At 58.4% G+C, this 23,383-nt stretch carries 25 protein-coding genes; 19 read left to right on the forward strand and 6 right to left on the reverse strand.

Translation table 11 applies throughout. The annotated features are described in order from the left end of the window. Positions 1 to 136: 136 nt before the first annotated feature. Together GHO32_RS00185 and GHO32_RS00190 are read left to right on the forward strand one after the other, a co-directional pair. Positions 137 to 2,575: a Lon protease family protein gene (locus tag GHO32_RS00185; RefSeq protein WP_153334935.1), complete on the forward strand. Its 2,439-nt coding sequence runs from the start codon at positions 137 to 139 to the stop codon at positions 2,573 to 2,575. 228 nt (positions 2,576 to 2,803) lie between these two features. Continuing rightward, positions 2,804 to 3,121: a hypothetical protein gene (locus GHO32_RS00190; RefSeq protein ID WP_048367407.1), complete on the forward strand. Its 318-nt coding sequence runs from the start codon at positions 2,804 to 2,806 to the stop codon at positions 3,119 to 3,121. An 8-nt stretch (positions 3,122 to 3,129) separates the two neighbouring features. Here GHO32_RS00190 and GHO32_RS00195 read toward each other — a convergent pair whose 3' ends face one another. Further along, the gene (locus tag GHO32_RS00195; protein WP_153334936.1) at positions 3,130 to 4,962 is read right to left on the reverse strand and encodes a hypothetical protein; all 1,833 of its coding nucleotides are present in this window, start codon (positions 4,960 to 4,962) and stop codon (positions 3,130 to 3,132) included. Positions 4,963 to 5,105: 143 nt separating this feature from the next. On the opposite strand from GHO32_RS00195, the gene GHO32_RS00200 reads away from it, so the two are divergent. Continuing rightward, a complete protein-coding gene (locus tag GHO32_RS00200; RefSeq protein WP_048367403.1) occupies positions 5,106 to 5,594 on the forward strand; it encodes a TIGR00645 family protein in 489 nt (162 codons plus the stop codon). A 149-nt stretch (positions 5,595 to 5,743) separates the two neighbouring features. Continuing rightward, positions 5,744 to 6,361, forward strand: a complete 618-nt coding sequence (locus GHO32_RS00205; protein ID WP_048367400.1) for an FKBP-type peptidyl-prolyl cis-trans isomerase — start codon at positions 5,744 to 5,746, stop codon at positions 6,359 to 6,361. Positions 6,362 to 6,467: 106 nt separating this feature from the next. Here the strand turns inward: GHO32_RS00205 and GHO32_RS00210 are convergent, their stop codons facing one another. The 3 genes from GHO32_RS00210 to GHO32_RS00220 all read right to left on the reverse strand — a co-directional run bounded on the left by GHO32_RS00210 (position 6,468) and on the right by GHO32_RS00220 (position 8,431). After that, positions 6,468 to 6,740, reverse strand: coding sequence for a hypothetical protein (locus GHO32_RS00210; RefSeq protein ID WP_123751288.1), 273 nt, complete (start codon positions 6,738 to 6,740; stop codon positions 6,468 to 6,470). A gap of 194 nt (positions 6,741 to 6,934) precedes the next feature. Next, positions 6,935 to 7,276 (reverse strand): zinc ribbon domain-containing protein YjdM, encoded by a 342-nt coding sequence (locus tag GHO32_RS00215; protein ID WP_048367396.1) that lies wholly within the window; start codon positions 7,274 to 7,276, stop codon positions 6,935 to 6,937. Between the two features lie 186 nt (positions 7,277 to 7,462). Beyond that, positions 7,463 to 8,431: a polyprenyl synthetase family protein gene (locus tag GHO32_RS00220; protein WP_048388088.1), complete on the reverse strand. Its 969-nt coding sequence runs from the start codon at positions 8,429 to 8,431 to the stop codon at positions 7,463 to 7,465. Between the two features lie 241 nt (positions 8,432 to 8,672). On the opposite strand from GHO32_RS00220, the gene rplU reads away from it, so the two are divergent. The 5 genes from rplU to GHO32_RS00245 all read left to right on the forward strand — a co-directional run bounded on the left by rplU (position 8,673) and on the right by GHO32_RS00245 (position 12,437). Next, entirely contained in the window at positions 8,673 to 8,987 is a 315-nt protein-coding gene (gene rplU / locus GHO32_RS00225; protein ID WP_007950961.1) for a 50S ribosomal protein L21, read from the forward strand. A 34-nt stretch (positions 8,988 to 9,021) separates the two neighbouring features. Continuing rightward, positions 9,022 to 9,297 carry a 50S ribosomal protein L27 gene (gene rpmA, locus GHO32_RS00230; RefSeq protein ID WP_047273595.1) on the forward strand — a complete coding sequence of 92 codons (276 nt, stop codon included), beginning with the start codon at positions 9,022 to 9,024 and terminating at the stop codon, positions 9,295 to 9,297. 195 nt (positions 9,298 to 9,492) lie between these two features. Beyond that, positions 9,493 to 10,719 carry an Obg family GTPase CgtA gene (cgtA, locus tag GHO32_RS00235; RefSeq protein ID WP_048388086.1) on the forward strand — a complete coding sequence of 409 codons (1,227 nt, stop codon included), beginning with the start codon at positions 9,493 to 9,495 and terminating at the stop codon, positions 10,717 to 10,719. A gap of 124 nt (positions 10,720 to 10,843) precedes the next feature. Beyond that, positions 10,844 to 11,962 carry a glutamate 5-kinase gene (gene proB, locus GHO32_RS00240; protein WP_048388168.1) on the forward strand — a complete coding sequence of 373 codons (1,119 nt, stop codon included), beginning with the start codon at positions 10,844 to 10,846 and terminating at the stop codon, positions 11,960 to 11,962. A 13-nt stretch (positions 11,963 to 11,975) separates the two neighbouring features. Then, a complete protein-coding gene (locus tag GHO32_RS00245; protein ID WP_048367388.1) occupies positions 11,976 to 12,437 on the forward strand; it encodes a CreA family protein in 462 nt (153 codons plus the stop codon). A gap of 157 nt (positions 12,438 to 12,594) precedes the next feature. Here the strand turns inward: GHO32_RS00245 and rpsT are convergent, their stop codons facing one another. Then, positions 12,595 to 12,873 (reverse strand): 30S ribosomal protein S20, encoded by a 279-nt coding sequence (gene rpsT, locus GHO32_RS00250; RefSeq protein WP_048367387.1) that lies wholly within the window; start codon positions 12,871 to 12,873, stop codon positions 12,595 to 12,597. A gap of 249 nt (positions 12,874 to 13,122) precedes the next feature. Here rpsT and murJ point away from each other — a divergent pair, with 249 nt between their 5' ends. The 6 genes from murJ to ispH all read left to right on the forward strand — a co-directional run bounded on the left by murJ (position 13,123) and on the right by ispH (position 20,512). Further along, entirely contained in the window at positions 13,123 to 14,661 is a 1,539-nt protein-coding gene (gene murJ / locus GHO32_RS00255) for a murein biosynthesis integral membrane protein MurJ (RefSeq protein ID WP_153334938.1), read from the forward strand. A gap of 118 nt (positions 14,662 to 14,779) precedes the next feature. Continuing rightward, complete coding sequence (gene ribF / locus GHO32_RS00260; protein WP_153334939.1) at positions 14,780 to 15,730, forward strand: bifunctional riboflavin kinase/FAD synthetase; 951 nt, start codon at positions 14,780 to 14,782, stop codon at positions 15,728 to 15,730. After that, positions 15,727 to 18,558: an isoleucine--tRNA ligase gene (ileS, locus tag GHO32_RS00265; RefSeq protein ID WP_153334940.1), complete on the forward strand. Its 2,832-nt coding sequence runs from the start codon at positions 15,727 to 15,729 to the stop codon at positions 18,556 to 18,558. The genes ribF and ileS overlap by 4 nt, the downstream gene beginning before the upstream one ends. After that, positions 18,551 to 19,069, forward strand: a complete 519-nt coding sequence (gene lspA / locus GHO32_RS00270) for a signal peptidase II (RefSeq protein WP_048367375.1) — start codon at positions 18,551 to 18,553, stop codon at positions 19,067 to 19,069. The genes ileS and lspA overlap by 8 nt, the downstream gene beginning before the upstream one ends. After that, positions 19,062 to 19,499 carry an FKBP-type peptidyl-prolyl cis-trans isomerase gene (fkpB, locus tag GHO32_RS00275; protein WP_019411874.1) on the forward strand — a complete coding sequence of 146 codons (438 nt, stop codon included), beginning with the start codon at positions 19,062 to 19,064 and terminating at the stop codon, positions 19,497 to 19,499. Before lspA ends, fkpB begins: the two co-directional genes overlap by 8 nt. Before the next feature lie 65 nt (positions 19,500 to 19,564). After that, a complete protein-coding gene (gene ispH, locus GHO32_RS00280) occupies positions 19,565 to 20,512 on the forward strand; it encodes a 4-hydroxy-3-methylbut-2-enyl diphosphate reductase (protein WP_153334941.1) in 948 nt (315 codons plus the stop codon). Here ispH and GHO32_RS00285 read toward each other — a convergent pair. Then, positions 20,509 to 21,048, reverse strand: coding sequence for a GspH/FimT family protein (locus GHO32_RS00285; RefSeq protein WP_153334942.1), 540 nt, complete (start codon positions 21,046 to 21,048; stop codon positions 20,509 to 20,511). The genes ispH and GHO32_RS00285 overlap by 4 nt on opposite strands. Before the next feature lie 232 nt (positions 21,049 to 21,280). Here GHO32_RS00285 and pilV point away from each other — a divergent pair, with 232 nt between their 5' ends. Genes pilV through GHO32_RS00305 form a run of 4 tightly spaced genes read left to right on the forward strand, consistent with a single transcriptional unit; the run spans position 21,281 to position 23,375 of the window. Continuing rightward, entirely contained in the window at positions 21,281 to 21,721 is a 441-nt protein-coding gene (pilV, locus tag GHO32_RS00290) for a type IV pilus modification protein PilV (protein ID WP_178113820.1), read from the forward strand. Next, on the forward strand, positions 21,718 to 22,413 hold the full coding sequence (locus GHO32_RS00295; RefSeq protein ID WP_153334944.1) for a PilW family protein: 696 nt from the start codon (positions 21,718 to 21,720) through the stop codon (positions 22,411 to 22,413). Before pilV ends, GHO32_RS00295 begins: the two co-directional genes overlap by 4 nt. Positions 22,414 to 22,450: 37 nt before the next feature. Then, the gene (locus GHO32_RS00300) at positions 22,451 to 22,963 is read left to right on the forward strand and encodes a PilX N-terminal domain-containing pilus assembly protein (RefSeq protein ID WP_256665413.1); all 513 of its coding nucleotides are present in this window, start codon (positions 22,451 to 22,453) and stop codon (positions 22,961 to 22,963) included. Between the two features lie 10 nt (positions 22,964 to 22,973). Continuing rightward, entirely contained in the window at positions 22,974 to 23,375 is a 402-nt protein-coding gene (locus tag GHO32_RS00305) for a type IV pilin protein (protein ID WP_153334946.1), read from the forward strand. The last annotated feature ends 8 nt before the right edge of the window (positions 23,376 to 23,383 follow it).

The following is a 23,383-nucleotide window of genomic DNA, read 5'->3' on the forward strand; positions in this document are numbered from 1 at the left end:
AAAACAATCGTTGAGCGGGAGGTTTTTTCGCCCGCAAACATTGGGCCCCGATAATTCAGGTGTAACGCGCCTTGCCAGTGGCGTACAGCCAGCGCCAGAATGCTGCCATCTGCCCTGCCTGATGTAAGGAAGCCCGATGCCTGATTCTGTTGCTGCCAGCCTGCGTCTAGCGCCTGACGCGCTAACCCGTCCTTTTTCCGCTGAACAGTTCAGCTTCTCGACCACCAATGATTTAGAACCCTTTCGCGGGATTCTCGGCCAAGAGCGCGCGGTCGAAGCCTTGCAGTTTGGTGTGGCCATGCCACGTCCGGGGTACAACGTATTTGTGATGGGCGAGCCGGGTACGGGGCGCTTCTCGTTTGTGAAGCGCTACCTCAAGGCTGAAGGCAAGCGCCTCAAGTCGCCCAGCGACTGGGTGTACGTCAATAACTTTGATGAGCCCCGTGAGCCGCGCGCCCTGGAGTTGCCGGCAAGCACGGCGGGTGCCTTTATCGCAGACATCAACGGCCTGATCGACAACCTGCTGGCGACGTTTCCGGCGGTGTTTGAGCACCCGACCTACCAGCAGCGCAAAAGCGCCATCGACCGTGGTTTCAACCAGCGCTACGACCGTGCGCTGGATGTGATCGAGCGTCTGGCGCTGGAAAAGGGCGTGGCCCTGTACCGCGACAGCAGCAACGTGGCCTTCACCCCGATGAGTGACGGCAAGGCGCTGGACGAGGCCGAGTTTTCGCAGCTACCGGAAGAAGAACGTGAGCGTTTTCACGAGGATATTTCCGGGCTTGAAGAGCGCCTCAACGAAGAACTGGCAAGCCTGCCGCAGTGGAAACGTGAGTCCAACAACCAACTGCGCCAACTGAACGAAGAAACCATCACCCTGGCCTTGCAGCCCCTGTTGTCGCCGTTATCGCAGAAGTACGCCGAAAATGGCGCGGTGTGCGGCTACTTGCAGGCCATGCAGGTGTACCTGCTGAAAACGGTGGTGGAGCAACTGGTCGACGACAGCAAAACTGACGCCCAGGCGCGCAAGCTGCTCGAAGAGCAGTACCTGCCGAGCCTGGTGGTGGGCCAGCCGATGAGCGGCGGCGCGCCGGTGGTGTTCGAGCCGCACCCGACCTACGACAACCTCTTTGGCCGCATCGAATACAGCACCGACCAAGGCGCGCTGTACACCACGTACCGGCAACTGCGGCCGGGTGCCTTGCACCGCGCCAACGGCGGCTTTTTGATTCTTGAAGCCGAGAAGATGCTCAGCGAGCCGTTTGTCTGGGATGCGCTGAAGCGTGCGTTGCAGTCGCGCAAATTGAAAATGGAATCGCCGCTGGGCGAACTGGGGCGCATGGCCACCGTGACCTTGAGCCCGCAGGTGATCCCGCTGCAGGTCAAGGTCATCATCATCGGTGCCCGTCAGCTGTACTACACGCTGCAAGACCTGGACCCGGACTTCCAGGAGATGTTCCGGGTGCTGGTGGACTTCGACGAAGACATCCCGATGGTCGATGAAAGCCTGGAGCAGTTCGCCCAGTTGCTGACCACGCGCACATCAGAAGAAGGCATGGCGCCGCTGACGGCAGGCGCGGTGGCGCGTCTGGCGACCTACAGCGCGCGTCTGGCCGAGCATCAGGGGCGCTTGTCGGCGCGCATTGGCGACCTGTTCCAATTGGTCAGCGAAGCGGACTTCATCCGCCATCTGGCCAACGATGAAATGACCGATGCGGGCCACATTGAACGTGCCCTCAAGGCTAAGGCGACCCGGACCGGGCGCGTGTCGGCGCGTATTCTGGACGACATGCTGGCGGGGATCATTCTGATCGACACCGACGGTGCGGCGGTGGGCAAGTGCAACGGGCTGACCGTGCTGGAAGTCGGTGACTCGGCATTCGGTGTGCCGGCGCGGATTTCGGCCACGGTGTATCCGGGGGGCAGCGGCATTGTCGACATTGAGCGCGAGGTTAACCTTGGGCAGCCGATTCACTCCAAAGGGGTGATGATTTTGACCGGCTACCTGGGCAGCCGCTATGCCCAGGAGTTCCCGCTGGCGATTTCGGCGAGCATTGCCCTGGAGCAGTCCTACGGCTACGTCGATGGCGACAGCGCTTCGTTGGGTGAGGCTTGCACGTTGATCTCGGCACTCTCCAAAACGCCGCTCAAGCAGTGCTTTGCGATCACCGGCTCGATCAACCAGTTTGGTGAAGTGCAGGCGGTTGGCGGGGTGAACGAGAAGATCGAAGGCTTCTTCCGGCTCTGCGAAGCCCGCGGCCTGACCGGGGAGCAGGGGGCGATCATTCCGCAGGCCAACGTCGCCACCTTGATGCTCGATGAGAAGGTGCTCAAGGCGGTGCGTGAAGGCAAGTTCCACGTGTACGCCGTGCGTCAGGCGGACGAAGCCTTGAGCCTGCTGGTGGGCGAGCCTGCCGGTGAGCCGGATGAAGAAGGCCAGTTCCCGGAAGGCAGCGTCAACGCCCGCGTGGTTGAGCGTTTACGGGTGATTGCCGAAATGGTCAACGACGACGACCTCAAGGAAGCCGAGAAAGAACTGCTGGCCGAAGCCCTGGCAGCGAAAAAGCCGGTTTGATCCCTTGGTGTCTGTAGCCGCTGCCGAAGCATGAGGCTGCGAGATGTGCCAAACGACCGTCAGACGGCGGTCCTGGGCCCGCACCGCAGCCTTCGTTCCTCGTCAGCGGCTACAAGAGCCGTTGCGGGCAGGTGTTAAGCCGTTGGTCTTGGCGCCTTCTGCGGGTGGGGTTTTGCTTCTATGCTCAGGTAAGTGTCGTCTGAGACAGGCTCTACGAGGGGCGCCGCCATGTCGCGCAACCTTTGCCTTACCCGCCAATGTCTGGGGCTGGAAACCCGCATTGAGTGCAGTATTCGCCCTTTGGCAGGCAATACCGGCCTGTGGGCACTGCTGTTCGCGGCAGGTTTGTCGGGCGAGCAGCCAACCACGATCAAATCTCAGGGCCCGTTTCGCGGCCCGTTTGTGGCCGAAACCATTTTGCAATCTATTGTTGAAAGCCTGACGCTGCACGGCTATCGGTTAGCCGACACGCCGCAAATCTGGTGCCTGCATGTGCAGGCCCAGTTGCGTCAGATCAATGGTGAGCGCCGCCCGGCTTCGCGCTGAGGCGTCTGTCAGCGCGGTGGCGTGACTTCAGGGACTTTCTCCAGCTTGGCCTCAAAGCCGTACTCCACAGGCTCCAGTGCGGTGCGTGCGTAGCTCTCGATCTGGGTCGGCTGGCCATAGAAGTAGTGCACGTCGAAGATGGTCGGGCCATTGGGTTCTTCGCTGTGGCTAACAGACAGGACTTCCTTGAGGTAGTTGCCGGTATCGTCCTTGGCGTAAAAGCGCCAGGCATCGGACGGGAACAGCGCCTGATCAACCACCAGCGCGTTGCCTTTTAGCTCCAGCCCTTTGGGCAGGTGGGCGACGTCCAGGGTGTGTTTGGCAATATCGGCCACATACAGCGGCATTGAGCCGATGGCGTAGGCCGGGGTTTCCGGGAACAGGTTGAGGTCGTAGGTGATGACGCCGGTTTTCGGGTCGGCGTCGAAGGCTTCGGCCGGCAGTTCCAGCGGTTCGCCGCGTTTACCGTTCTGGTCTTCTGCAAAGAAGGTTACCGGGGTGTCAGCCGAGTCAGGCAGTTCGCCCAGCAGTTCGTCATTGAAGGTCGGCGGGTGGCTGAACTCCAGGGTGGCGGCGCTGGCGTCATCGACCGACTGGCTGATAACCACGCTTTTTTTCAGTTGCTCGGGGTCCAGGGTGGCGTCTTTGAGATAGTTGACGGCTTGGTCGTCATACACCACCACCGACAGCGGCAGCGCCTGGATGTCTTTGCCTATAACGTTTTTGTCGAGTCGCACCACCGGCAGGTCGAGGGTCTTGCGGGTGACGTTGGCGGTCGAGAAGTCGAGCACGCTGATGTCGACGTTTTCAATCGGGCCGTTGAAATACACCTTGCTGTAGTGATGCGGGTGTTGGCTATCAAAGGCTTTTTGTTCGTCGTCGAGCTTTTTGCTGAACTCATCGCTCCAGGCTGTTTGCTTGAGCATTTCGGCCAGTTGCTGTTGGTAGAACGCCAGTTGCTCGGCGTTTTCGTCGATAGAGCCTGCGCGGGCCAGGTACTGCCCGGTCGCGTCGCGGGCCTGGATGATCAGCGGGTTGAGTTCGGTATCGCGTACGGCTTCGGCCAGCGGGGCGCTGTTGTTGATGTCGACTTCCGCAAAGTTTTTACCCAGCGCCAGCAGGGTGACGCTGATGTTGCCCTCGGTGCGGGTTTTACCCACGTCTTTGCTGGTGAGGGTGACGTTGGCCACTTTGCCGGGGGCGATGACCTCGGCTTCGCCGTGCAGCGTGACGGGCTGAGGCTGCTGGATGTTCGAGGTTTCGACGCCGTCGATGTAGGGGTAGGTGATGGTTAGGTCGTCAGGGTTGCTCAGGTTGGCGCTGGAGGGGCTGAGCTGGATCCCGGAATCGGTCTCTGACCATTCCGCCTGGAACGGCACCACTTGCTTGTTGCTCAGCGTCACGGACTGCCATTCCAGCGCATGCGGGAACGGAAAATCGGACTCGTTGTTCTGGCTGAAGGGGAAGATCGGCTCCAGATCGGTCAGGTAATCGGAGCTGGAGTTTTTGCGCACCACAAACAGGCCGTTGATGTACGTGTCGCTCAGGGCCTGGCTGTTGGGGTAGTGCTTGAGTTGCGCGAGTTCATCAGTGCCGTATTCGGTGTCGACCGGTTTGCCGTCCAGCTTGATGCGGGCGCGTTCCAGCAGCAGCAATGAGCCGCCGAGGTCGGCCACGGCGTCTTTAAGCTGCGGGTCCTTGATGGCATCGAGGCTCTTTTCGAACGCTGCGGTTCTTTCTTCCAGGCTGGCCTGTGGGTGTTTGTCGCCAGGCGAACAGCCGCCCGTCATGAGCAAAGCGGTGGAAAGCCCGAGACAGACCAAGGGGAATCGCAGATACATTGTTCAGTTTTCCTGTCCGTAAACGATGCTGATGAGGTCGACACTAGCAGAAAATGTTTTTACTGACTGTGTCTACGGCTTTATCTCTGCCCATTTGTGGCTGATATACTCGCGCCCATTTTTTTTACAGCCTGCGAGATTCAATGGAACGCTTTATCGAAAATGCAATGTACGCCTCACGCTGGATTTTGGCGCCGATTTACTTCGGGTTATCCCTGGGTTTACTGGCGTTGGCGTTGAAATTCTTCCAGGAAGTGTTTCACGTTATCCCAAACGTGTTCGCGCTAACTGAATCGGACTTGATCCTGGTCATTCTGTCGCTGATCGACATGGCGCTGGTGGGCGGCCTGTTGGTGATGGTGATGATCTCGGGCTACGAAAACTTCGTCTCGCAACTGGACATCGACACCAACAAAGAGAAGCTTAGCTGGCTAGGCACTATGGACTCTACCTCGCTGAAGATGAAAGTCGCAGCGTCGATTGTGGCCATCTCCTCGATCCACCTGCTGCGGGTGTTCATGGATGCGCGCAACATCGAAACCCAATACCTGATGTGGTACGTGATTATCCACATGACGTTTGTGGTGTCGGCGTTCGCCATGGGCTACCTCGACAAGCTGACCAAGCACTGATGCGGTTGTCGTGACGGGCAGCACACGAACCCGGGCTGCGAAGGCTTTGGGGGCTGTGGTAGTCTGCTCGCCCTTTTTTGGTTTTGGGCGGCTGGGAGAAAGCGGTTGAAAAACGGCTTTTTTGAGTCGCTCTATAGCGGAGCAGTGTTATGTCCGAAGTAAATCTGTCGACCGACGAAACGCGCGTTAGCTACGGCATTGGCCGTCAGCTGGGTGACCAACTGCGCGACAACCCGCCACCGGGTGTTAGCCTGGACGCCATCCTGGCGGGCCTGACCGACGCTTTCGCGGGCAAAGAAAGCCGTGTTGGCCAAGAAGAAATGTCGGCCAGCTTCAAAGTGATCCGCGAGATCATGCAAGCTGAAGCGGCTGCCAAGGCAGAAGCAGCTGCCGGCGAAGGCAAGGCTTTCCTGGCTGAAAACGCCAAGAAAGACGGCATCACCACGCTGGCTTCCGGTCTGCAATTTGAAGTTGTGACCGCTGGCGAAGGCGCCAAGCCAACCCGCGAAGACACTGTACGTGTTCACTATCACGGCACCCTGATCGACGGCACTGTGTTCGACAGCTCTTACGAGCGCGGCCAGCCTGCTGAATTCCCGGTTGGCGGCGTGATCGCTGGCTGGACCGAAGCCCTGCAACTGATGAACGCCGGCAGCAAATGGCGCATCTACGTGCCGAGCGAACTGGCTTACGGCGCGCAAGGCGTTGGCAGCATTGCTCCGCACAGCGTGCTGGTATTCGACGTTGAGCTGCTGGACGTTCTGTAAGAACACAGCGCTCTAGCTGTAGGAGCGAGCTTGCCTCGCGATCTTTTGATCTTTTAAAAGCTCGCGAGACAAGCTCGCTCCTACAGGGCCGTTTAGCATTGTGCGGTCATAGTTCTATTTTGGCGTGGTGTTCGTGAGGTTCTGCGGTGCCGATGGGGCGCAATGCCCGGGCATAGCAAAACAGGAACAGGTTACGCACCAGCTCTTTGAGCACCAGCGGCTCGCTTGAGTTGAGGCCGTTGAAGTCCAGGTCTCCCTGGTCTTGCAGTTCGTTCAGCGCTTCTTCTTCCAGTACCGCGCAGACTTCGCCGGTTTCCCGGTGCAGGATTCGCAGGTAAGGGTGTGGACGGTCCAGCCATGCATCAATTAAATAAGTCATCGTTGTCATCTCCTAGATGAATGACAATGAGAATAATTCTTATTCAGTTAATAGCAAGTGCCTATTGGCGGATTTCTTTTTTTTCTACGTAAAAACTGCTGTGGGTCAACGTCGGCTGGCTTTTGGGCGGGGCGGGGAAAGTGTTGCGGGGAATGACCCCTTCCTGCGCGGACGCAGGAAGGTCAGCCACAGGATCAGACTTTGCGCACGAACTCGGACTTGAGCTTCATCGGGCCGATGCCGTCGATTTTGCAGTCGATGTCGTGATCGCCATCGCACAGGCGAATGTTTTTAACCTTGGTGCCCACTTTGACCACCAGGGACGTGCCCTTGATTTTCAAATCCTTGATCACGGTGATGGTGTCGCCGTCGTTCAGCACTGTGCCTGCGGAGTCTTTGTAGACTTTTACATCGCTGGCTTCGTCAGCGTCGCCGTTGGCGGACCACTCATGGGCGCATTCCGGGCAGATCAGCTGTGCGCCGTCTTCGTAGGTGTATTCGGAATTGCATTTTGGGCAGGGTGGCAACGTGCTCACTAAAGCTCCTTAAAAGTCAGGATGGCTAAAAGGCGCGCATTATATAGGGTTTTTGTGTCGAAGGGGTGGGGCAAGAACGGCGAACACTGTAGCCGCTGCCGTCAGGCTGCGATGGGTTGCGCAGCGACCCTCAATTTTTGAAGGTCCTGCGGCCCTTATCGCAGCCTGCGGCAGCGGCTACAAGGATCAGTGTGTTCGGGCTACCGCAAACTCACTCAGCTCAACCAGCGCATCGCGGTATTCGCTTGGCGGCAGGGCTTCAAGGCAGGCAATGGCGCGGGCAACGAAGTCGCGGGCCAATTGTGCGGTGTATTCCAGCGAGCCAGAGGCTTCTACGGCCGCACGAATGCTTTCGAGGTCTTCAATGCCGCCTTTTTGAATGGCTGTACGCACCAGAGCGGCCTGCTCGGGCGTGCCTTCACGCATGGTGTAGATCAGCGGCAAGGTTGGTTTGCCCTCTGCCAGGTCATCACCGACGTTCTTGCCCAGGGTTTCGGCGTCACCACGGTAGTCGAGCAGGTCGTCAACCAGTTGGAAAGCCACGCCCAGGTGGTCGCCAAACGTGCGCAAGGCTTCGCGTTGCTCAGGGGTTGCACCGGCCAGCGCGGCGGCGCTGTGGGTCGATGCCTCAAAGAGCATGGCGGTCTTGCCGCGGATGACTTCCATGTAGGTTTCTTCGGTGGTGCTGGCGTCGCGGACCTTGGACAACTGCAACACTTCGCCTTCGGCAATGATGCGGGTGGCTTGTGAAAGAATCTTCATCACCGGCATCGAGCCCAGCTCGACCATCATTTCGAAGGAGCGCGAGTACAGGAAGTCGCCCACCAGCACGCTCGGGGCGTTGCCCCAGGTGGCGTTGGCGGTCTTGCGGCCACGGCGCATGCCGGACATGTCGACTACGTCGTCATGCAGCAGGGTCGCGGTGTGCAGGAACTCAATGGTGGCAGCCAGCAAGCGCAGGTCATCGCCTTCACGGCCCAGGGCCTTGCCGCACAACAACACTAATAAAGGACGAAGGCGTTTGCCGCCGGCCGAAGTGATGTAGTCGCCAATTTTTGAGACCAGCGGTACGCGTGAAGTCAGCTGCTTCTTGATGATGCCGTCGACGGCGCTAAAATCGTCCGCCACCGCGCGGTAGAAAGCTTGGGGTTGCATCAGCGACAGGTGCTCCAGAAGGGTTGCGCGGCATGCTAGGTCGGGGGGCTGGGCCTGTCAAGGCGCGATGGACGGCCCCTTGCAACACCCGCGAGGCTTGCGTACAATCGCGCACCCTGAACTTCCTGGGCAGCACCTGCCTTACGCAATTGCACTTGGGCCGTTCCAGCCCCATGCAGCCATGCCAGCCAATACCTTTACCTATAAAGCGCTGGGTGAGCAGGATTATCGGAGAAATACCATGTCGTACGCAGTAATCGTTACTGGTGGCAAGCAATACAAAGTAGCACCGGGTGAATACCTGAAGATCGAGAAACTGGAAGTCGCTACTGGCGAATCCGTCACTTTTGATCGCGTTCTGTTGGTCGCCAATGGCGACGACGTAAATATCGGCGCTCCAGTTGTTGCTGGCGCCACTGTTGTTGCTGAAGTGATCTCCCAAGGTCGTCACGATAAAGTACGCATCATCAAGTTCCGTCGTCGTAAGCACCACATGAAGCGTATGGGCCACCGCCAGTGGTACACCGAGATCAAAATCACCGGTATTCAGGCTTAATTTCAGCCTAATTCCTCACTAGGAGAATTGACTCATGGCACACAAAAAAGCTGGTGGTAGTACCCGTAACGGTCGCGACTCAGAAGCCAAACGCCTTGGCGTGAAGATGTATGGCGGCCAGGCTATCGTTCCGGGCAACATCATCGTGCGTCAGCGCGGCACCCAATTCCACGCTGGCTACGGCGTTGGTATGGGCAAAGATCACACCCTGTTCGCGAAAGTGGAAGGCGTGATCAAGTTCCAGGTTAAAGGCGCCTTCGGTCGCCGCTACGTAAGCATCGTTCCGAAGACTGAAGTCGTCGCAGCGTAATAGCTTGGTAGCTGGAAGAGCCCTGTCTTGCGACGGGGCTTTTTCGTTTGTGGGGTGAGTCTCTTGCAAAACTGTTTGTATGGGCTTAGGCGCTGGATTTAACGGCTGTTGATTGGGTCGCTGCGCTCATTTTTGCAAGAGTCTTATGTCTTGGTTTTTATCGGCTCGTCCTGATGACGAGAGGCGTGTTTTGTTATGAAGTTTGTAGATGAAGTATCGATCAAAGTAAAAGCAGGCGACGGTGGCAACGGTTGCATGAGTTTCCGTCGTGAGAAGTTCATCGAAAACGGTGGTCCTAACGGTGGTGATGGTGGTGACGGCGGCTCGATCTACATGGTCGCTGACGAGAACCTGAATACCCTGGTTGACTACCGCTACACCCGTCACTTTGACGCGCAGCGTGGCTCTAACGGTGGCAGCACCGATTGCACCGGCCGCAAGGGCGAAGACCTGGTACTGCGTGTGCCGGTGGGCACTACCGTCATTGACGCTGGTACTCAGGAAATCATTGGTGACCTGACGGTTCCGGGTCAGCGTTTGCTGGTTGTACACGGCGGCTGGCACGGCCTGGGCAACACCCGTTTCAAATCCAGTACCAACCGTGCGCCACGCCAGACCACACCGGGTAAGCCGGGTGAGCAGCGTGACCTCAAGCTGGAATTGAAAGTGCTGGCTGACGTCGGTCTGCTGGGCTTGCCGAACGCGGGCAAAAGTACCTTTATTCGTTCGGTGTCTGCGGCCAAGCCAAAAGTGGCTGATTACCCGTTCACCACTCTGGTGCCAAACCTGGGTGTGGTGAGTGTTGATCGCTGGAAGAGCTTTGTGATTGCCGACATTCCGGGCTTGATCGAAGGTGCTTCGGATGGCGCGGGCCTGGGGATTCGCTTCCTCAAGCACTTGGCGCGTACCCGTCTGCTGTTGCACCTCGTCGACATGGCGCCGGTTGAAGGCACTGACAGCGCGGCTGATACCGCTGAAGTGATCGTTAACGAACTGATCAAGTTCAGCCCGTCGCTGGCTGAGCGTGACCGTTGGTTGGTGCTGAACAAGTGCGACTCGCTGCCGGAAGACGAGCACGATGCGCGCGTTAAAGAAGTGGTTGATCGTCTGGAGTGGACCGGCCCTGTGTACGTGATTTCGGCGATTGCCAAAATCGGTACCGACAAGCTGTGCCACGACATCATGCGCTATCTTGAAGATCGTGCTGACCGTCTGGCCAATGATCCGGTGTACAAAGAAGAGCTGGCCGATCTTGATCAGCGCATCGAAGACGAAGCGCGTGCGCAGCTTCAAGCCCTGGATGACAAGCGTGCCCTGCGTCGCAGCGGCGTGAAGAGCGTCCATGACATGGGTGATGATGACTGGGACGAAGAAGATGTTGATGACGAAGATGGTCCAGAAATCATTTACGTCCGCGACTGATTCGTTGCAGTAAACTACAGCGCCGCTCAATTGAGCGGCGTTTTGGTATCTGTGAAACTGTAATCAAGAATAAATCCATGGGTGGCGCTCGGTCGCGCTGCTCTCAGGCATAGGTTGGATGATGATGCGGAGCAAGGTGACAGGTGCGCAGCGTTGGGTCGTGAAAATCGGCAGCGCATTGCTGACAGCAGATGGCAAGGGCCTGGATCGCGCCGCGATGGGCGTGTGGGTCGAGCAGATGGTGGCCTTGCATGAGGCGGGCGTAGAGTTGGTGCTGGTGTCTTCGGGCGCAGTAGCGGCCGGCATGAGCCGCTTGGGCTGGACGGTCCGACCCAGTGCGATGCACGAGCTGCAGGCGGCCGCTGCGATTGGCCAGATGGGCCTGGTGCAGGCGTGGGAGTCGAGCTTTGCCGAGCATTCGCGGCACACGGCGCAGATTCTGCTGACCCATGACGATCTGTCTGATCGCAAGCGCTACCTGAACGCCCGTAGCACCTTGCGCGCTTTGGTTGAGTTGGGTGTGATCCCGGTGATCAACGAAAACGACACCGTAGTCACGGACGAAATCCGTTTTGGTGACAACGACACGCTGGCGGCGCTGGTGGCCAACCTGGTCGAGGCTGACCTGCTGGTGATCCTGACCGACCGTGACGGCATGTTCGATGCGGATCCGCGTAACAATCCCGACGCCAAGCTCATCTATGAGGCGCGTGCCGATGACCCTGCGCTGGATGCAGTGGCGGGTGGTACCGGCGGTGCGCTGGGTCGTGGCGGCATGCAGACCAAGCTGCGTGCGGCGCGTCTGGCGGCGCGTTCCGGGGCGCATACCATCATTGTGGGTGGTCGCCTGGAGCGTGTGCTGGACCGTCTGAAGGCAGGCGAGCGCCTGGGTACATTGTTGTCGCCTGAGCGTGGCATGCTGGCGGCGCGCAAGCAGTGGCTGGCCGGGCATCTGCAAACGCGCGGCACCCTGGTACTGGATGCCGGTGCTGTGGCGGCATTGTCCGAAGGGCATAAAAGCTTGTTGCCAGTAGGTGTCAAAGCCGTGCAGGGCGGGTTCCGTCGTGGCGAAATGGTGGTGTGTGTGGCGCCTGACGGGCGAGAAATTGCCCGAGGCCTGGCCAACTACAGTGCGGCTGAAGCGCAAAAAATTATTGGGCAGTCGTCTGAGGCGATTGTCAGCTTGTTGGGTTACATGGCTGAACCAGAGTTGGTTCACCGCGATAACCTGATCCTGGTGTGAATTGAGGTGTTGAATGCGCTTGCTTAGCGGTCTGTTGGGTTTGATCTTGGCGGTGCCTTTGTTGGCATCGGCTGAGGAAATTGGCACGGTGTCGACCGTGTTCAAATTTGTTGGGCCGAACGACCGCATTGTGGTCGAGGCATTCGATGACCCGAAGGTGGATGGCGTGACCTGCTACCTGTCGCGGGCCAAGACTGGCGGCATGAAGGGTGGTCTGGGCCTGGCGGAAGATCGCGCTGAAGCGTCATTGGCGTGTCGTCAGACCGGCCCGATCAGCTTCAAGGGCGATTTGAAGGATGGCGAAGAGGTGTTCAAAGAGCGCACTTCGCTGGTCTTCAAGACCATGCAGGTGGTGCGCTTTCTCGACAAGAAGCGCAACACACTGGTGTATCTGGTGTACAGCGATCGTCTGATCGAAGGCAGCCCGCAGAACGCGGTGACCGCGATCCCGATCTTGCCGTGGCCGCAGCGCTGATAAAAGCGGTAAGTGACTGTGTGGAGCTGCCGAAGGCTGCGATCTTTTGATCTTTTAACCTCAAAAGATCGCGAGCAGGCTCGCTCCTACAAGGTTTTACCAAATCGCAGGCAATAAAAAACCGACCCTAGGGTCGGTTTTTTTAAAAGCTTATCGCTTAAGCAGCAGTCGCAAGGTTCAACGCCTTGACGTGGCCATTCAGGCGGCTCTTATGGCGAGCAGCTTTGTTCTTGTGGATGATGCCTTTATCGGCCATACGGTCGATAACAGGGACAGCCAGAACATAAGCAGCTTGCGCTTTAACAGCGTCTTTTGCGTCGATGGCTTTAACTACATTCTTGATGTAGGTACGAACCATGGAACGCAGGCTGGCGTTGTGGCTGCGACGCTTCTCAGCCTGTTTTGCACGTTTTTTGGCGGAAGGTGTGTTGGCCACCGTCGAGCTCCTCGAAAGACTTTTGGAATTAACAAACAAAATAGGCCGCGAATCATGCCGATGACGACAACTCTTGTCAAGGGCGATTGATTCGAGCCGCTGAGTGGTTGATCGAGGGAGACGGGAGATTTATTTCCGGCGCTTGACCTGTAAACTCGCGAGCTTGGCTCTGTGCTGTTGCGGCGCGCAGTATCGCATAAGTGAACGCTTTGTTCGCCTGCTCTTTCTCTAAAGGCAAAAACTCTTTCAATGAATTTGCTCAAGTCGTTGGCTGCTGTTAGCTCCATCACCATGATTTCAAGGGTTCTGGGCTTTGTCCGGGACACCATCGTGGCGCGCATGTTTGGCGCGGGTATGGCCACAGATGCGTTCTTTATTGCCTTTAAACTGCCCAATCTGCTGCGCCGGATTTTCGCCGAAGGCGCTTTTTCGCAAGCGTTTGTGCCGATTCTGGCCGAATACAAAAATCAGCAGGGCGAGGAGGCCGCGCGCACGTTTGTGGCCTATGTCGCCGGGTTGCTGACGCTGGTGCTGGCCATCGTCACCGTGCTGGGCATGCTGGCTGCGCCTTGGGTGATCTGGGCCACGGCGCCAGGGTTTGCCAGCACGCCAGAGAAGTTTGAGCTCACCTCCAACATGTTGCGGGTGACCTTTCCTTATATATTGCTGATCTCGTTGTCATCGCTGGCCGGGGCGATCCTCAATACCTGGAACCGCTTTTCGGTGCCGGCGTTCGTGCCGACGCTGCTCAACGTCAGCATGATCATCTTTGCCCTGTTCCTGACCCCGTACTTTGACCCGCCCGTAATGGCGCTGGGCTGGGCGGTGCTGGCCGGTGGCCTTGCGCAGTTGCTGTTCCAGCTCCCGCACCTGAAAAAAATCGGCATGCTGGTGCTGCCGCGCCTCAATTTGCGCGATACCGGTGTATGGCGCGTGATGAAACAGATGGTGCCGGCCATTTTGGGGGTGTCGGTCAGTCAGATTTCGCTGATCATCAACACGATTTTTGCCTCCTTTCTGGTGGCCGGGTCGGTGTCCTGGATGTACTACGCAGACCGATTGATGGAATTGCCCTCCGGTGTGCTGGGGGTGGCGCTGGGCACAATCCTGCTGCCAACGCTGTCCAAAACCTACGCCAATAAAGACCGTCAGGAGTACTCGCGGATTCTCGACTGGGGGCTGCGCCTGTGCTTTTTGCTGGTGTTGCCGTGTGCACTGGCCTTGGCGATCCTGGCGGAACCGCTGACCGTCTCGCTGTTTCAATACGGTGAGTTCAGTGCTCTGGATGCGGCCATGACCCAGCGCGCTCTGATGGCGTATTCGGTCGGTTTACTCGGGCTGATCCTGATCAAGGTGCTGGCGCCCGGTTTTTATGCGCAACAAAACATCCGCACCCCGGTAAAAATTGCCGTGTTCACCTTGGTCGTTACGCAATTGCTCAACCTGGTGTTTATCGTACCGCTGCAGCACGCCGGGCTTGCCTTGGCCATTAGCGTGGGCGCGTGCATTAACGCCGGGCTGCTGTTCTGGCAGTTGCGCAAGCAAAAACTGTTTATCGCCCAGCCGGGCTGGTCGCTGTACCTGTTCAAGCTGGTGTTGGCGGTAGCGGTGATGTCGGCGGTGCTGATGGGCTTGATGCACGTCATGCCGGCCTGGGATCAAGGCCATATGCTCGAGCGTTTTATGCGTCTTGGGGGCTTGGTGGCGGCGGGCATTCTGGCTTATTTCGGTATGTTGTTGCTGTTGGGCTTGCGTTTGAAGGATTTCGCCCGCAAGTCTCTGATGTAAGGAAAATCGCAGTCAAACGTCTATTTTGTCGGTTTGACCTGATTTGCCTTGCGCTGTCGCCTGTCGTCACGGGCTGGGTGTGGTTATAATCGGCCACTTTATGAGCAAGAAGCGCGTTATGCAGCTGGTTCGAGGCCTTCACAATCTGCGGCCCCAAGATCGGGGCTGTGTCGCCACTATTGGCAACTTTGACGGTGTACACCGTGGTCACCAGGCTATCCTGGAGCGGCTGCGTGAACGTGCACTGGAGTTGGGCGTGCCCAGCTGCGTGGTGATTTTTGAACCCCAGCCGCGCGAATTCTTTGCCCCTGAAACCGCTCCGGCGCGTCTGGCCCGCCTGCGCGACAAATTGCAGCTGTTGGCTGACGCCGGGGTTGATCGGGTGCTGTGCCTGGCGTTCAATCAACGCCTGTGCAAGCTCAGCGCGGCCGAGTTTGTCGACACGATCCTGGTCGATGGCCTGGGTGTGCAGCACCTTGAGGTCGGTGACGACTTCCGCTTTGGTTGCGACCGGATCGGTGATTTTGACTTCCTGCAACAAGCAGGTGTCATGCAGAACTTTACCGTCGAAGCCGCGCAAACCGTTGAGCTGGACGGCGTGCGCATCAGCAGCACCCAGGTGCGTGATGCGCTGGCCAAGGGCGATTTCGCTCAGGCAGAGCGCTTGCTGGGCCGCCCGTTCCAGATTGCCGGTACGGTATTGCACGGGCAAAAGCTGGCGCGCCAATTGGGCACGCCAACCGCCAATATCCAGCTCAAGCGTCGTCGTGTTCCGTTGACCGGGGTGTACCTGGTGAGCGTCGAGATCGACGGCAAAACTTGGCCCGGCGTCGCGAATATCGGCGTCAGACCTACCGTAGCAGGGGATGGCAACGCCCATCTTGAAGTACATCTATTGGATTTCGCTGGCGATTTGTATGGCCAGCGATTGACCGTGGCATTCCACCACAAGCTGCGTGATGAGCAGCGTTTTGCCTCCCTGGAGGCGCTCAAGACGGCGATCAATGCGGACGTCGCCGCCGCCCGAGCCTTTTGGCTGGGTCAACCGCTTAAAAAGAGCCTGAAATGACCGACTACAAATCCACGTTAAACCTTCCGGACACAGCCTTCCCAATGAAGGCCGGCCTGCCACAGCGCGAACCGCAAATTTTGCAGCGCTGGGACAGCATTGGCCTGTACGGGAAGTTGCGCGAGATTAGTAAGGATCGTCCGAAGTTCGTACTTCATGACGGTCCTCCGTACGCCAACGGTACGATTCACATCGGTCATGCGCTGAACAAGATTCTGAAAGACATGATCGTGCGTTCGAAAACCCTCGCCGGTTTCGATGCGCCGTATGTACCGGGCTGGGACTGTCACGGTCTGCCTATTGAGCACAAGGTTGAAGTGACTCACGGTAAAAACCTGTCCGCGGATAAAACCCGCGAGCTGTGCCGTGCCTACGCGACCGAGCAGATCGAAGGCCAGAAGTCCGAGTTCATCCGTCTGGGTGTGCTGGGTGACTTCGCCAACCCGTACAAAACCATGGACTTCAAAAACGAGGCCGGTGAAATCCGTGCCTTGGCCGAAATCGTCAAAGGCGGTTTCGTCTTCAAAGGTCTGAAGCCGGTGAACTGGTGCTTCGATTGCGGCTCGGCCCTGGCTGAAGCAGAAGTCGAATACCAGGACAAAAAGTCGTCGGCCATCGACGTTGCCTTCCCGGTTGCCGATGACGCCAAGCTGGCCGAGGCCTTTGGCCTGGCAACCTTGAGCAAGCCGGCTGCGATCGTGATCTGGACCACCACCCCGTGGACCATCCCGGCCAACCAGGCGCTGAACGTGCACCCGGAGTTCACCTACGCGCTGGTCGACGTGGGCGACAAACTGTTGGTGCTCGCTGAAGAGCTGGTTGAATCGAGCCTGGCGCGTTACAACCTGCAAGGTTCTGTGATCGCCACCACCACCGGGTCGGCACTGGAACTGATCAACTTCCGTCACCCGTTCTACGACCGTCTGTCGCCGGTTTACCTGGCTGAGTACGTTGAACTGGGCGCTGGCACCGGCGTGGTTCACTCCGCACCGGCTTACGGCGTAGACGACTTCGTGACCTGCAAAGCCTATGGCATGGTCAACGACGACATCATCAACCCGGTTCAAAGCAATGGCGTGTACGTGCCGTCGCTGGAGTTCTTCGGTGGCCAGTTCATCTGGAAAGCCAACCAGAACATCATCGACAAGCTGACCGAAGTCGACGCGTTGATGTTCACCGAAACCATCAGCCACAGCTACATGCACTGCTGGCGTCACAAAACCCCGCTGATCTACCGCGCAACCGCGCAGTGGTTTATCGGTATGGACAAAGAGCCAGTAGCGGGCGAGACCCTGCGTACCCGCGCACTGCAAGCCATCGAAGACACCCAGTTCGTACCGGCCTGGGGCCAGGCGCGCCTGCATTCGATGATCGCCAACCGTCCAGACTGGTGCATCTCGCGTCAACGCAACTGGGGCGTGCCGATCCCGTTTTTCCTGAACAAGGAAAGCGGTGAACTGCACCCACGTACCGTCGAAATGATGGAAGAAGTGGCCAAGCGCGTTGAAGTCGAAGGCATCGAAGCCTGGTTCAAACTGGACCCGGCCGAGCTGTTGGGCGACGAAGCGCCGCTGTACGACAAAATCAGCGACACGCTGGACGTATGGTTCGATTCGGGTACTACCCATTGGCACGTGCTGCGCGGTTCGCACCCGATGGGCCACGAGACCGGCCCGCGTGCCGATCTGTACCTTGAGGGTTCCGACCAGCACCGTGGCTGGTTCCACTCGTCGTTGCTGACCGGCTGCGCCATCGACAACCACGCACCGTACCGCGAACTGCTGACTCACGGTTTCACCGTGGACGAAGCGGGCCGCAAAATGTCCAAGTCGCTGGGCAACGTGATTGCACCGCAGAAGGTCAACGACACCTTGGGCGCTGACATCATGCGTCTGTGGGTGGCCTCGACCGACTATTCGGGCGAAATCGCAGTGTCTGACCAGATCCTGCAACGCAGTGCGGATGCCTACCGGCGTATCCGTAACACCGCGCGCTTCCTGCTTTCCAACCTGACCGGCTTCAACCCGGCCACCGACCTGCTGCCTGCTGATGAAATGCTCGCGCTGGACCGTTGGGCAGTAGACCGCGCCCTGTTGCTGCAACGTGAACTGGAGCTGCACTACGGCGAATACCGTTTCTGGAACGTGTATTCCAAAGTGCACAACTTCTGCGTACAGGAACTCGGTGGTTTCTACCTCGACATCATCAAGGACCGCCAGTACACCACGGGCGCCAACAGCAAGGCCCGCCGTTCGTGCCAGACCGCGCTGTTCCACATCTCTGAAGCGCTGGTGCGCTGGATCGCTCCGATCCTGGCTTTCACCGCCGACGAACTGTGGCAATACCTGCCGGGCGAGCGCAACGAATCGGTCATGCTCAACACTTGGTATGACGGCCTGAGCGAACTGCCGGAAGGCACCGAGCTGGACCGCGACTACTGGGAGCGGATCATGGCGGTCAAGGTGGCGGTCAACAAGGAAATGGAAAACCTGCGCGCAGCCAAGGCCATTGGCGGCAACTTGCAGGCAGAAGTGACTTTGTTCGCCGAAGCTGAACTGGCCGCTGATCTGTCCAAGCTGAGCAACGAACTGCGCTTCGTGCTGATCACCTCCACCGCCAGTGTTGCGCCTTTTGCGCTGGCACCGGCTGACGCTGTGGTCACCGAAGTACCGGGCCTCAAGCTCAAGGTGGTCAAGTCGGCACACGCCAAGTGCGCGCGCTGCTGGCATTGCCGTGAAGACGTGGGCGTGAACCCGGAGCATCCGGAAATCTGCGGCCGTTGCGTTGACAACATCAGCGGCACCGGCGAGGTACGTCACTATGCCTAACACCAGCACTGCCGGGCGCTTCGGGCGCCTGGGCTGGCTCTGGTTGACTGTGCTGGTCCTGGTCATTGACCTGACCAGCAAGGTCTATTTCGACAACGCCTTGCAGATGTACCAGCAAATCGTGGTCATCCCGGACCTGTTCAGCTGGACGCTGGCTTACAACACCGGCGCGGCCTTCAGCTTTTTGGCCGACAGTGCTGGCTGGCAACGTTGGCTGTTTGCCCTGATCGCCATTGTGGTCAGCGCCGTGCTTATCGTCTGGCTCAAGCGCCTTGGGCGCAATGACACCTGGTTGGCGATTGCGCTGGCGCTGATTTTGGGCGGCGCGTTGGGCAACCTGTATGACCGGATTGTGTACGGTCATGTGGTCGATTTCATTCTGGTGCATTGGCAAAACCGCTGGTATTTCCCGGCCTTCAACTTCGCCGACAGTGCGATTTGCGTGGGCGCGGTGATGCTGGCACTGGATATGTTCAAAAGTAAAAAGTCTGGAGAACCGGCTCATGACTGAGCAACGTATTGGCCAGAACACGGAAGTCACGCTGCATTTCGCATTGCGCCTGGAGAATGGCGACACCGTCGACAGTACATTCGACAAGTCCCCGGCGACCTTCAAGGTCGGTGATGGCAGCCTGTTGCCAGGTTTTGAAGCCGCCTTGTTCGGCTTCAAGGCCGGCGACAAACGCACCCTGGAGATCCTCCCGGAAAACGCGTTCGGCCAGCCTAACCCGCAAAACGTACAGATCATTCCACGTTCGCAGTTCAAGGACATGGACCTGTCTGAAGGTTTGCTGGTGATCTTCAATGACGCGGCCAACACCGAGCTGCCGGGTGTGGTCAAAGCCTTTGACGACGAGCAAGTGACCATCGATTTCAACCACCCGTTGTCAGGCAAGACCCTGACATTCGACGTGGAAATCAAAGACGTTAAAGCGCTGTAATTCAGAGCCCGGCGTGTGCCGGGCTTGATTGGCATTATTTTTCTGCGCGACCCACGAGGCTCAGCATGCACATCAAACTCGCCAACCCCCGTGGCTTCTGCGCTGGGGTGGACCGAGCGATTGAAATCGTCAATCGCGCTCTCGAAGTCTTCGGTCCGCCTATTTATGTTCGCCACGAAGTGGTGCACAACAAATTTGTCGTCGAAGACCTGCGCTCCCGTGGCGCGATCTTTGTTGAAGAGCTGGACCAGGTGCCGGATGACGTCATCGTGATTTTCAGTGCCCACGGTGTTTCCCAGGCCGTGCGCACCGAAGCGGCAGGCCGTGGCCTTAAAGTGTTCGACGCCACCTGCCCGCTGGTGACCAAGGTGCACATCGAAGTGGCACGCTACAGCCGCGATGGCCGTGAGTGCATTTTGATCGGCCACGCCGGGCACCCGGAAGTGGAAGGCACCATGGGGCAGTACGACGCGAGCAATGGCGGCGCGATTTATCTGGTTGAAGACGAAAAAGATGTCGCCAACCTGCACGTCAACAACCCCGAAAAACTCGCGTTTGTGACCCAGACCACCTTGTCGATGGACGATACCAGCCGTGTGATCGACGCGCTGCGCTCGCGTTTCCCGGCCATTGGCGGCCCGCGCAAGGACGACATCTGCTACGCCACGCAAAACCGTCAGGATGCGGTCAAGCAACTGGCCGACGAGTGCGACGTGGTCTTGGTGGTGGGTAGCCCGAACAGCTCCAACTCCAACCGCTTGCGCGAGCTGGCTGAACGCATGGCCACCCCGGCTTACCTGATCGATGGCGCCGAAGACCTGCAAAAAAGCTGGTTTGACGGTATGCAGCACATTGGTATTACCGCAGGGGCGTCGGCGCCTGAGGTGCTGGTGCGCGGTGTGATTCAGCAGTTGCATGCCTGGGGTGCAACGGGGGCAGACGAACTGGCTGGCCGCGAAGAGAACATCACCTTCTCGATGCCTAAAGAACTGCGCGTTCGCTCCCTGATTTAAGCCATGGCGCACAATGCCTGCGTCGCTTGATCGCTGCGCAGGCTGATGCGACCGCTCTTGGCGAGTACCACCTGGTAGTGGCTCAGAGCGGTGTCGGCCTGGCAAATATGCAACGTCCCCGCCTGAAATGCCCCGCCACTTAATAACGGTTCGCCCAGCGGGTTGAACCGCACGTAATGTTTTACCGGCGTATTACCGGCAATCGGTATTTGCGCGTTGCCTTGCCTGTGGGCAAGTACCGGGTTGCTCTCATCCAGGTGCCCCCGGCCGCTCTTATCCAGAATAATCCTCCAGCCTTTGCTCCAATCGTCTTCCAGCGCGTGCACCACTACATAGTTGTGGCGGACCAGCGCCTCGGTGCGCGCATTGCGCAAACCGCTGGCCAATTGTTCGGCCGCGACCTGACGGCGTTGCTGTTCAACCAGAACGCCGTAGGCCGGGCCGGCGAATTGCGCGGTAATCGCGACAATCGCCAGCGTGAACAACAGGTGGATCATGCTCATTCCGTGTTGGTACACGTTGTCCTCCCTGGACATGCCTTCGCGCATTCCTTGCGCTTGTATTGGTATAGCTCAGCTATGACGGGTGCTGCTCACACATCGATTTCAGCATGTTTAAAGCGTTATCAGGGTTAGGTAGCTGACCTAAATCGACGATTAGTCACGGTGCTTTACCAGCCAGATCCTACAAACATGGCCCGTGTGCAGGGCTAGGCTTTTGGCAGGTCGACACAGGATGTGTCGGCGAGTGAAGGCCAGGGTGGCGTACATGAATCGATCGGGTAAACGCCGGCAAAGTGGAGTCACCTTGATTGAGGTGCTGGTGGCGACGGTTATTTTGGCCAGCGGGCTGCTGGGGGCTGCCGCCGTACAGCTGAATGCGCTGAAACACACCGACAGCGCGTTAATGACCACCCAGGCCAGTTTTATTGCCTACGACATGCTGGATCGTATTCGCGCAAACCCTGCTGCAGATTACGCCGGGTCGTCTGCCGGAGTGGGGCTGCACAGTGTGCTGGGCCAGGATTTGAGTGACTTCAAACGCAATGTTCGCCAATTCGGCGGGACAAGTGCCAAGGGCAGCATTGCGATCAGTGAGCGTCAGGTGGCCATCACTCTGGAATGGGACGACGCGCGTGCCGGGGGCCAACTGCAAACATTCAGCCTGACCAGCCAGATCGTATCCGGGTTCGCGGTGGGCGCCTCATGATGCGCCGCAATGCCGGGTTTGGCCTGATAGAGCTGCTGATCGCCCTGGCGCTGGGCGTGCTGCTGGTGTCGGGGGCTACCCAGGTTTTTTTAAGTGCCCGTGAGACTTACCTTGCGCAGTATGCCGCCGCCATCGCCCAGGAAGACGCCCGTTTTGTACTGAGCAAAATCGCGCAGGAAATTCGCATGATTGGCATGTTCGGCTGTCTGTCGGCAGACAGCATCATCAATGCGCCTGCGGTGTTCCAGACGCCTGTTTCATGGCAGGGAGCTGCGGGTTCCAGGTCGTGGCGGTTCGTCAGTGGCGATGTCGGCCTGCAAGGCACCCGGCCAGACTGGACAGTGGTGTCGGACTGTAAACGTTATGCACAGGCCTATGCCGGGCAGCCTGGATCGTTGGCGCCCGGTGAAACCGCCTTTGCATTACGAAACGTTGTTTACTGGTTTGAGAACGGGCAGCTCAAGACCGGCCCCAGTAAAGCGGTGCTTCTGGATAACGTGGCGGCGTTTGAGGTGACGTTTGGTGTCGCCAGTTCGGCAGCGGGGCCATCGGTTCAGCGCTATGAACAAAGCCCCAGTAATTTGGCCAGTATCCGCAGCCTGAAAATCGCCCTGACACTGCGCGATCCCAAGGCACGGGTAAAGGACCAGTCTTATCACTTGGTGGTGGCCCTGCGTAATCGGCTGGGTTAGGGGGCTTATGCGTTATTACCCGCGTAAACAGACGGGCATGGTCCTCTTGGTAAGCCTGACATTGTTGCTGTTGCTCAGTGTGCTGGGGCTTACCTCCTTACATAGCGCCGTGCAGCAAGAAAAAATGGCTGGCAGCGTGTGGTTTGCCAATCAGTCACTGCAGGCCGCTGAAACGGGGCTGCGCATGGGTGAGGCGCAGGTGCAGACGCAGTGGCGTGAGCCGCTGGTATGTAGCGCGCCGGCTCAATGCGTGCCGCCTTTGTCGGCCCGCACCCAGGTTTTGCCCGGCCTGGATCCGCAGTCCGGTGTGCTGTGGCTCAAGGCGCCTGATGGCGTGTTCGGTATTCAAAGCCTGGGTGTGGGCGTGACGCCTGCGCACTTGCCGGGTATTGCTTCCGCGCACTTTTACCGTGTGACCGCCGTGGGTGTGCGCGGCCCCTCGCGTACGGTGCTGGAGAGCGTTTATGCGCGTTATCAGCCAACAGACAGCGAGGCGGGCGAGCCCGTACGTCAGCAGTTTCGACGAATCATGTGGCGGCAAATCCAGTAAGGGCAACGGTATGAATCGGTATGGAGCAGGGTTCACTTTGATGGAGCTTATGATCGTGGTCGCGATCATCGGCATCCTTGGCGCGTTCGCGTATCCGCTTTACAGCGAGTCAGTGAAGCGCGGCTATCGCGCTCAACTTGTATTGCTGTTGTCAGAGCAATCCCAAAGTCTTGAGCGTTTTTATACGAAAAAAGGTTTATACAGTGGGGCGGAAAATGTCAGCCCGGGTAATCAGCACTACCTGATGACCTATGAGCTCGCCGATCACACCTACCTGTTGACGGCGACACGTCGAGCAGACTCGCCCATGGCGGGAGACGCCTGTGGTGACTACACGTTGAACCACGTGGGCCTGGCAGCCAATACAAACGCCGCCCCGGACCTGACAAGGCAACAGTGTTGGGGGCGCTGACGATTAAT

Origin of the sequence: Pseudomonas sp. FSL R10-2189, from assembly GCF_009600325.1 — a bacterium.
GTDB classification, from domain to species: Bacteria; Pseudomonadota; Gammaproteobacteria; order Pseudomonadales; family Pseudomonadaceae; genus Aquipseudomonas; species Aquipseudomonas helleri.

Bases quoted from the DNA above. Each gene is read 5' to 3' on its own strand.
- GHO32_RS00185 (WP_153334935.1), top strand. From the start codon at position 137: ATGCCTGATTCTGTTGCTGCCAGCCTGCGTCTAGCGCCTGACGCGCTA.
- GHO32_RS00190 (WP_048367407.1), top strand. From the start codon at position 2,804: ATGTCGCGCAACCTTTGCCTTACCCGCCAATGTCTGGGGCTGGAAACC.
- GHO32_RS00195 (WP_153334936.1), bottom strand. From the start codon at position 4,962: ATGTATCTGCGATTCCCCTTGGTCTGTCTCGGGCTTTCCACCGCTTTG.
- GHO32_RS00200 (WP_048367403.1), top strand. From the start codon at position 5,106: ATGGAACGCTTTATCGAAAATGCAATGTACGCCTCACGCTGGATTTTG.
- GHO32_RS00205 (WP_048367400.1), top strand. From the start codon at position 5,744: ATGTCCGAAGTAAATCTGTCGACCGACGAAACGCGCGTTAGCTACGGC.
- GHO32_RS00210 (WP_123751288.1), bottom strand. From the start codon at position 6,740: ATGACTTATTTAATTGATGCATGGCTGGACCGTCCACACCCTTACCTG.
- GHO32_RS00220 (WP_048388088.1), bottom strand. From the start codon at position 8,431: ATGCAACCCCAAGCTTTCTACCGCGCGGTGGCGGACGATTTTAGCGCC.
- rplU (WP_007950961.1), top strand. From the start codon at position 8,673: ATGTCGTACGCAGTAATCGTTACTGGTGGCAAGCAATACAAAGTAGCA.
- rpmA (WP_047273595.1), top strand. From the start codon at position 9,022: ATGGCACACAAAAAAGCTGGTGGTAGTACCCGTAACGGTCGCGACTCA.
- cgtA (WP_048388086.1), top strand. From the start codon at position 9,493: ATGAAGTTTGTAGATGAAGTATCGATCAAAGTAAAAGCAGGCGACGGT.
- proB (WP_048388168.1), top strand. From the start codon at position 10,844: ATGCGGAGCAAGGTGACAGGTGCGCAGCGTTGGGTCGTGAAAATCGGC.
- GHO32_RS00245 (WP_048367388.1), top strand. From the start codon at position 11,976: ATGCGCTTGCTTAGCGGTCTGTTGGGTTTGATCTTGGCGGTGCCTTTG.
- murJ (WP_153334938.1), top strand. From the start codon at position 13,123: ATGAATTTGCTCAAGTCGTTGGCTGCTGTTAGCTCCATCACCATGATT.
- ribF (WP_153334939.1), top strand. From the start codon at position 14,780: ATGCAGCTGGTTCGAGGCCTTCACAATCTGCGGCCCCAAGATCGGGGC.
- ileS (WP_153334940.1), top strand. From the start codon at position 15,727: ATGACCGACTACAAATCCACGTTAAACCTTCCGGACACAGCCTTCCCA.
- lspA (WP_048367375.1), top strand. From the start codon at position 18,551: ATGCCTAACACCAGCACTGCCGGGCGCTTCGGGCGCCTGGGCTGGCTC.
- fkpB (WP_019411874.1), top strand. From the start codon at position 19,062: ATGACTGAGCAACGTATTGGCCAGAACACGGAAGTCACGCTGCATTTC.
- ispH (WP_153334941.1), top strand. From the start codon at position 19,565: ATGCACATCAAACTCGCCAACCCCCGTGGCTTCTGCGCTGGGGTGGAC.
- GHO32_RS00285 (WP_153334942.1), bottom strand. From the start codon at position 21,048: ATGTCCAGGGAGGACAACGTGTACCAACACGGAATGAGCATGATCCAC.
- pilV (WP_178113820.1), top strand. From the start codon at position 21,281: ATGAATCGATCGGGTAAACGCCGGCAAAGTGGAGTCACCTTGATTGAG.
- GHO32_RS00295 (WP_153334944.1), top strand. From the start codon at position 21,718: ATGATGCGCCGCAATGCCGGGTTTGGCCTGATAGAGCTGCTGATCGCC.
- GHO32_RS00300 (WP_256665413.1), top strand. From the start codon at position 22,451: ATGGTCCTCTTGGTAAGCCTGACATTGTTGCTGTTGCTCAGTGTGCTG.
- GHO32_RS00305 (WP_153334946.1), top strand. From the start codon at position 22,974: ATGAATCGGTATGGAGCAGGGTTCACTTTGATGGAGCTTATGATCGTG.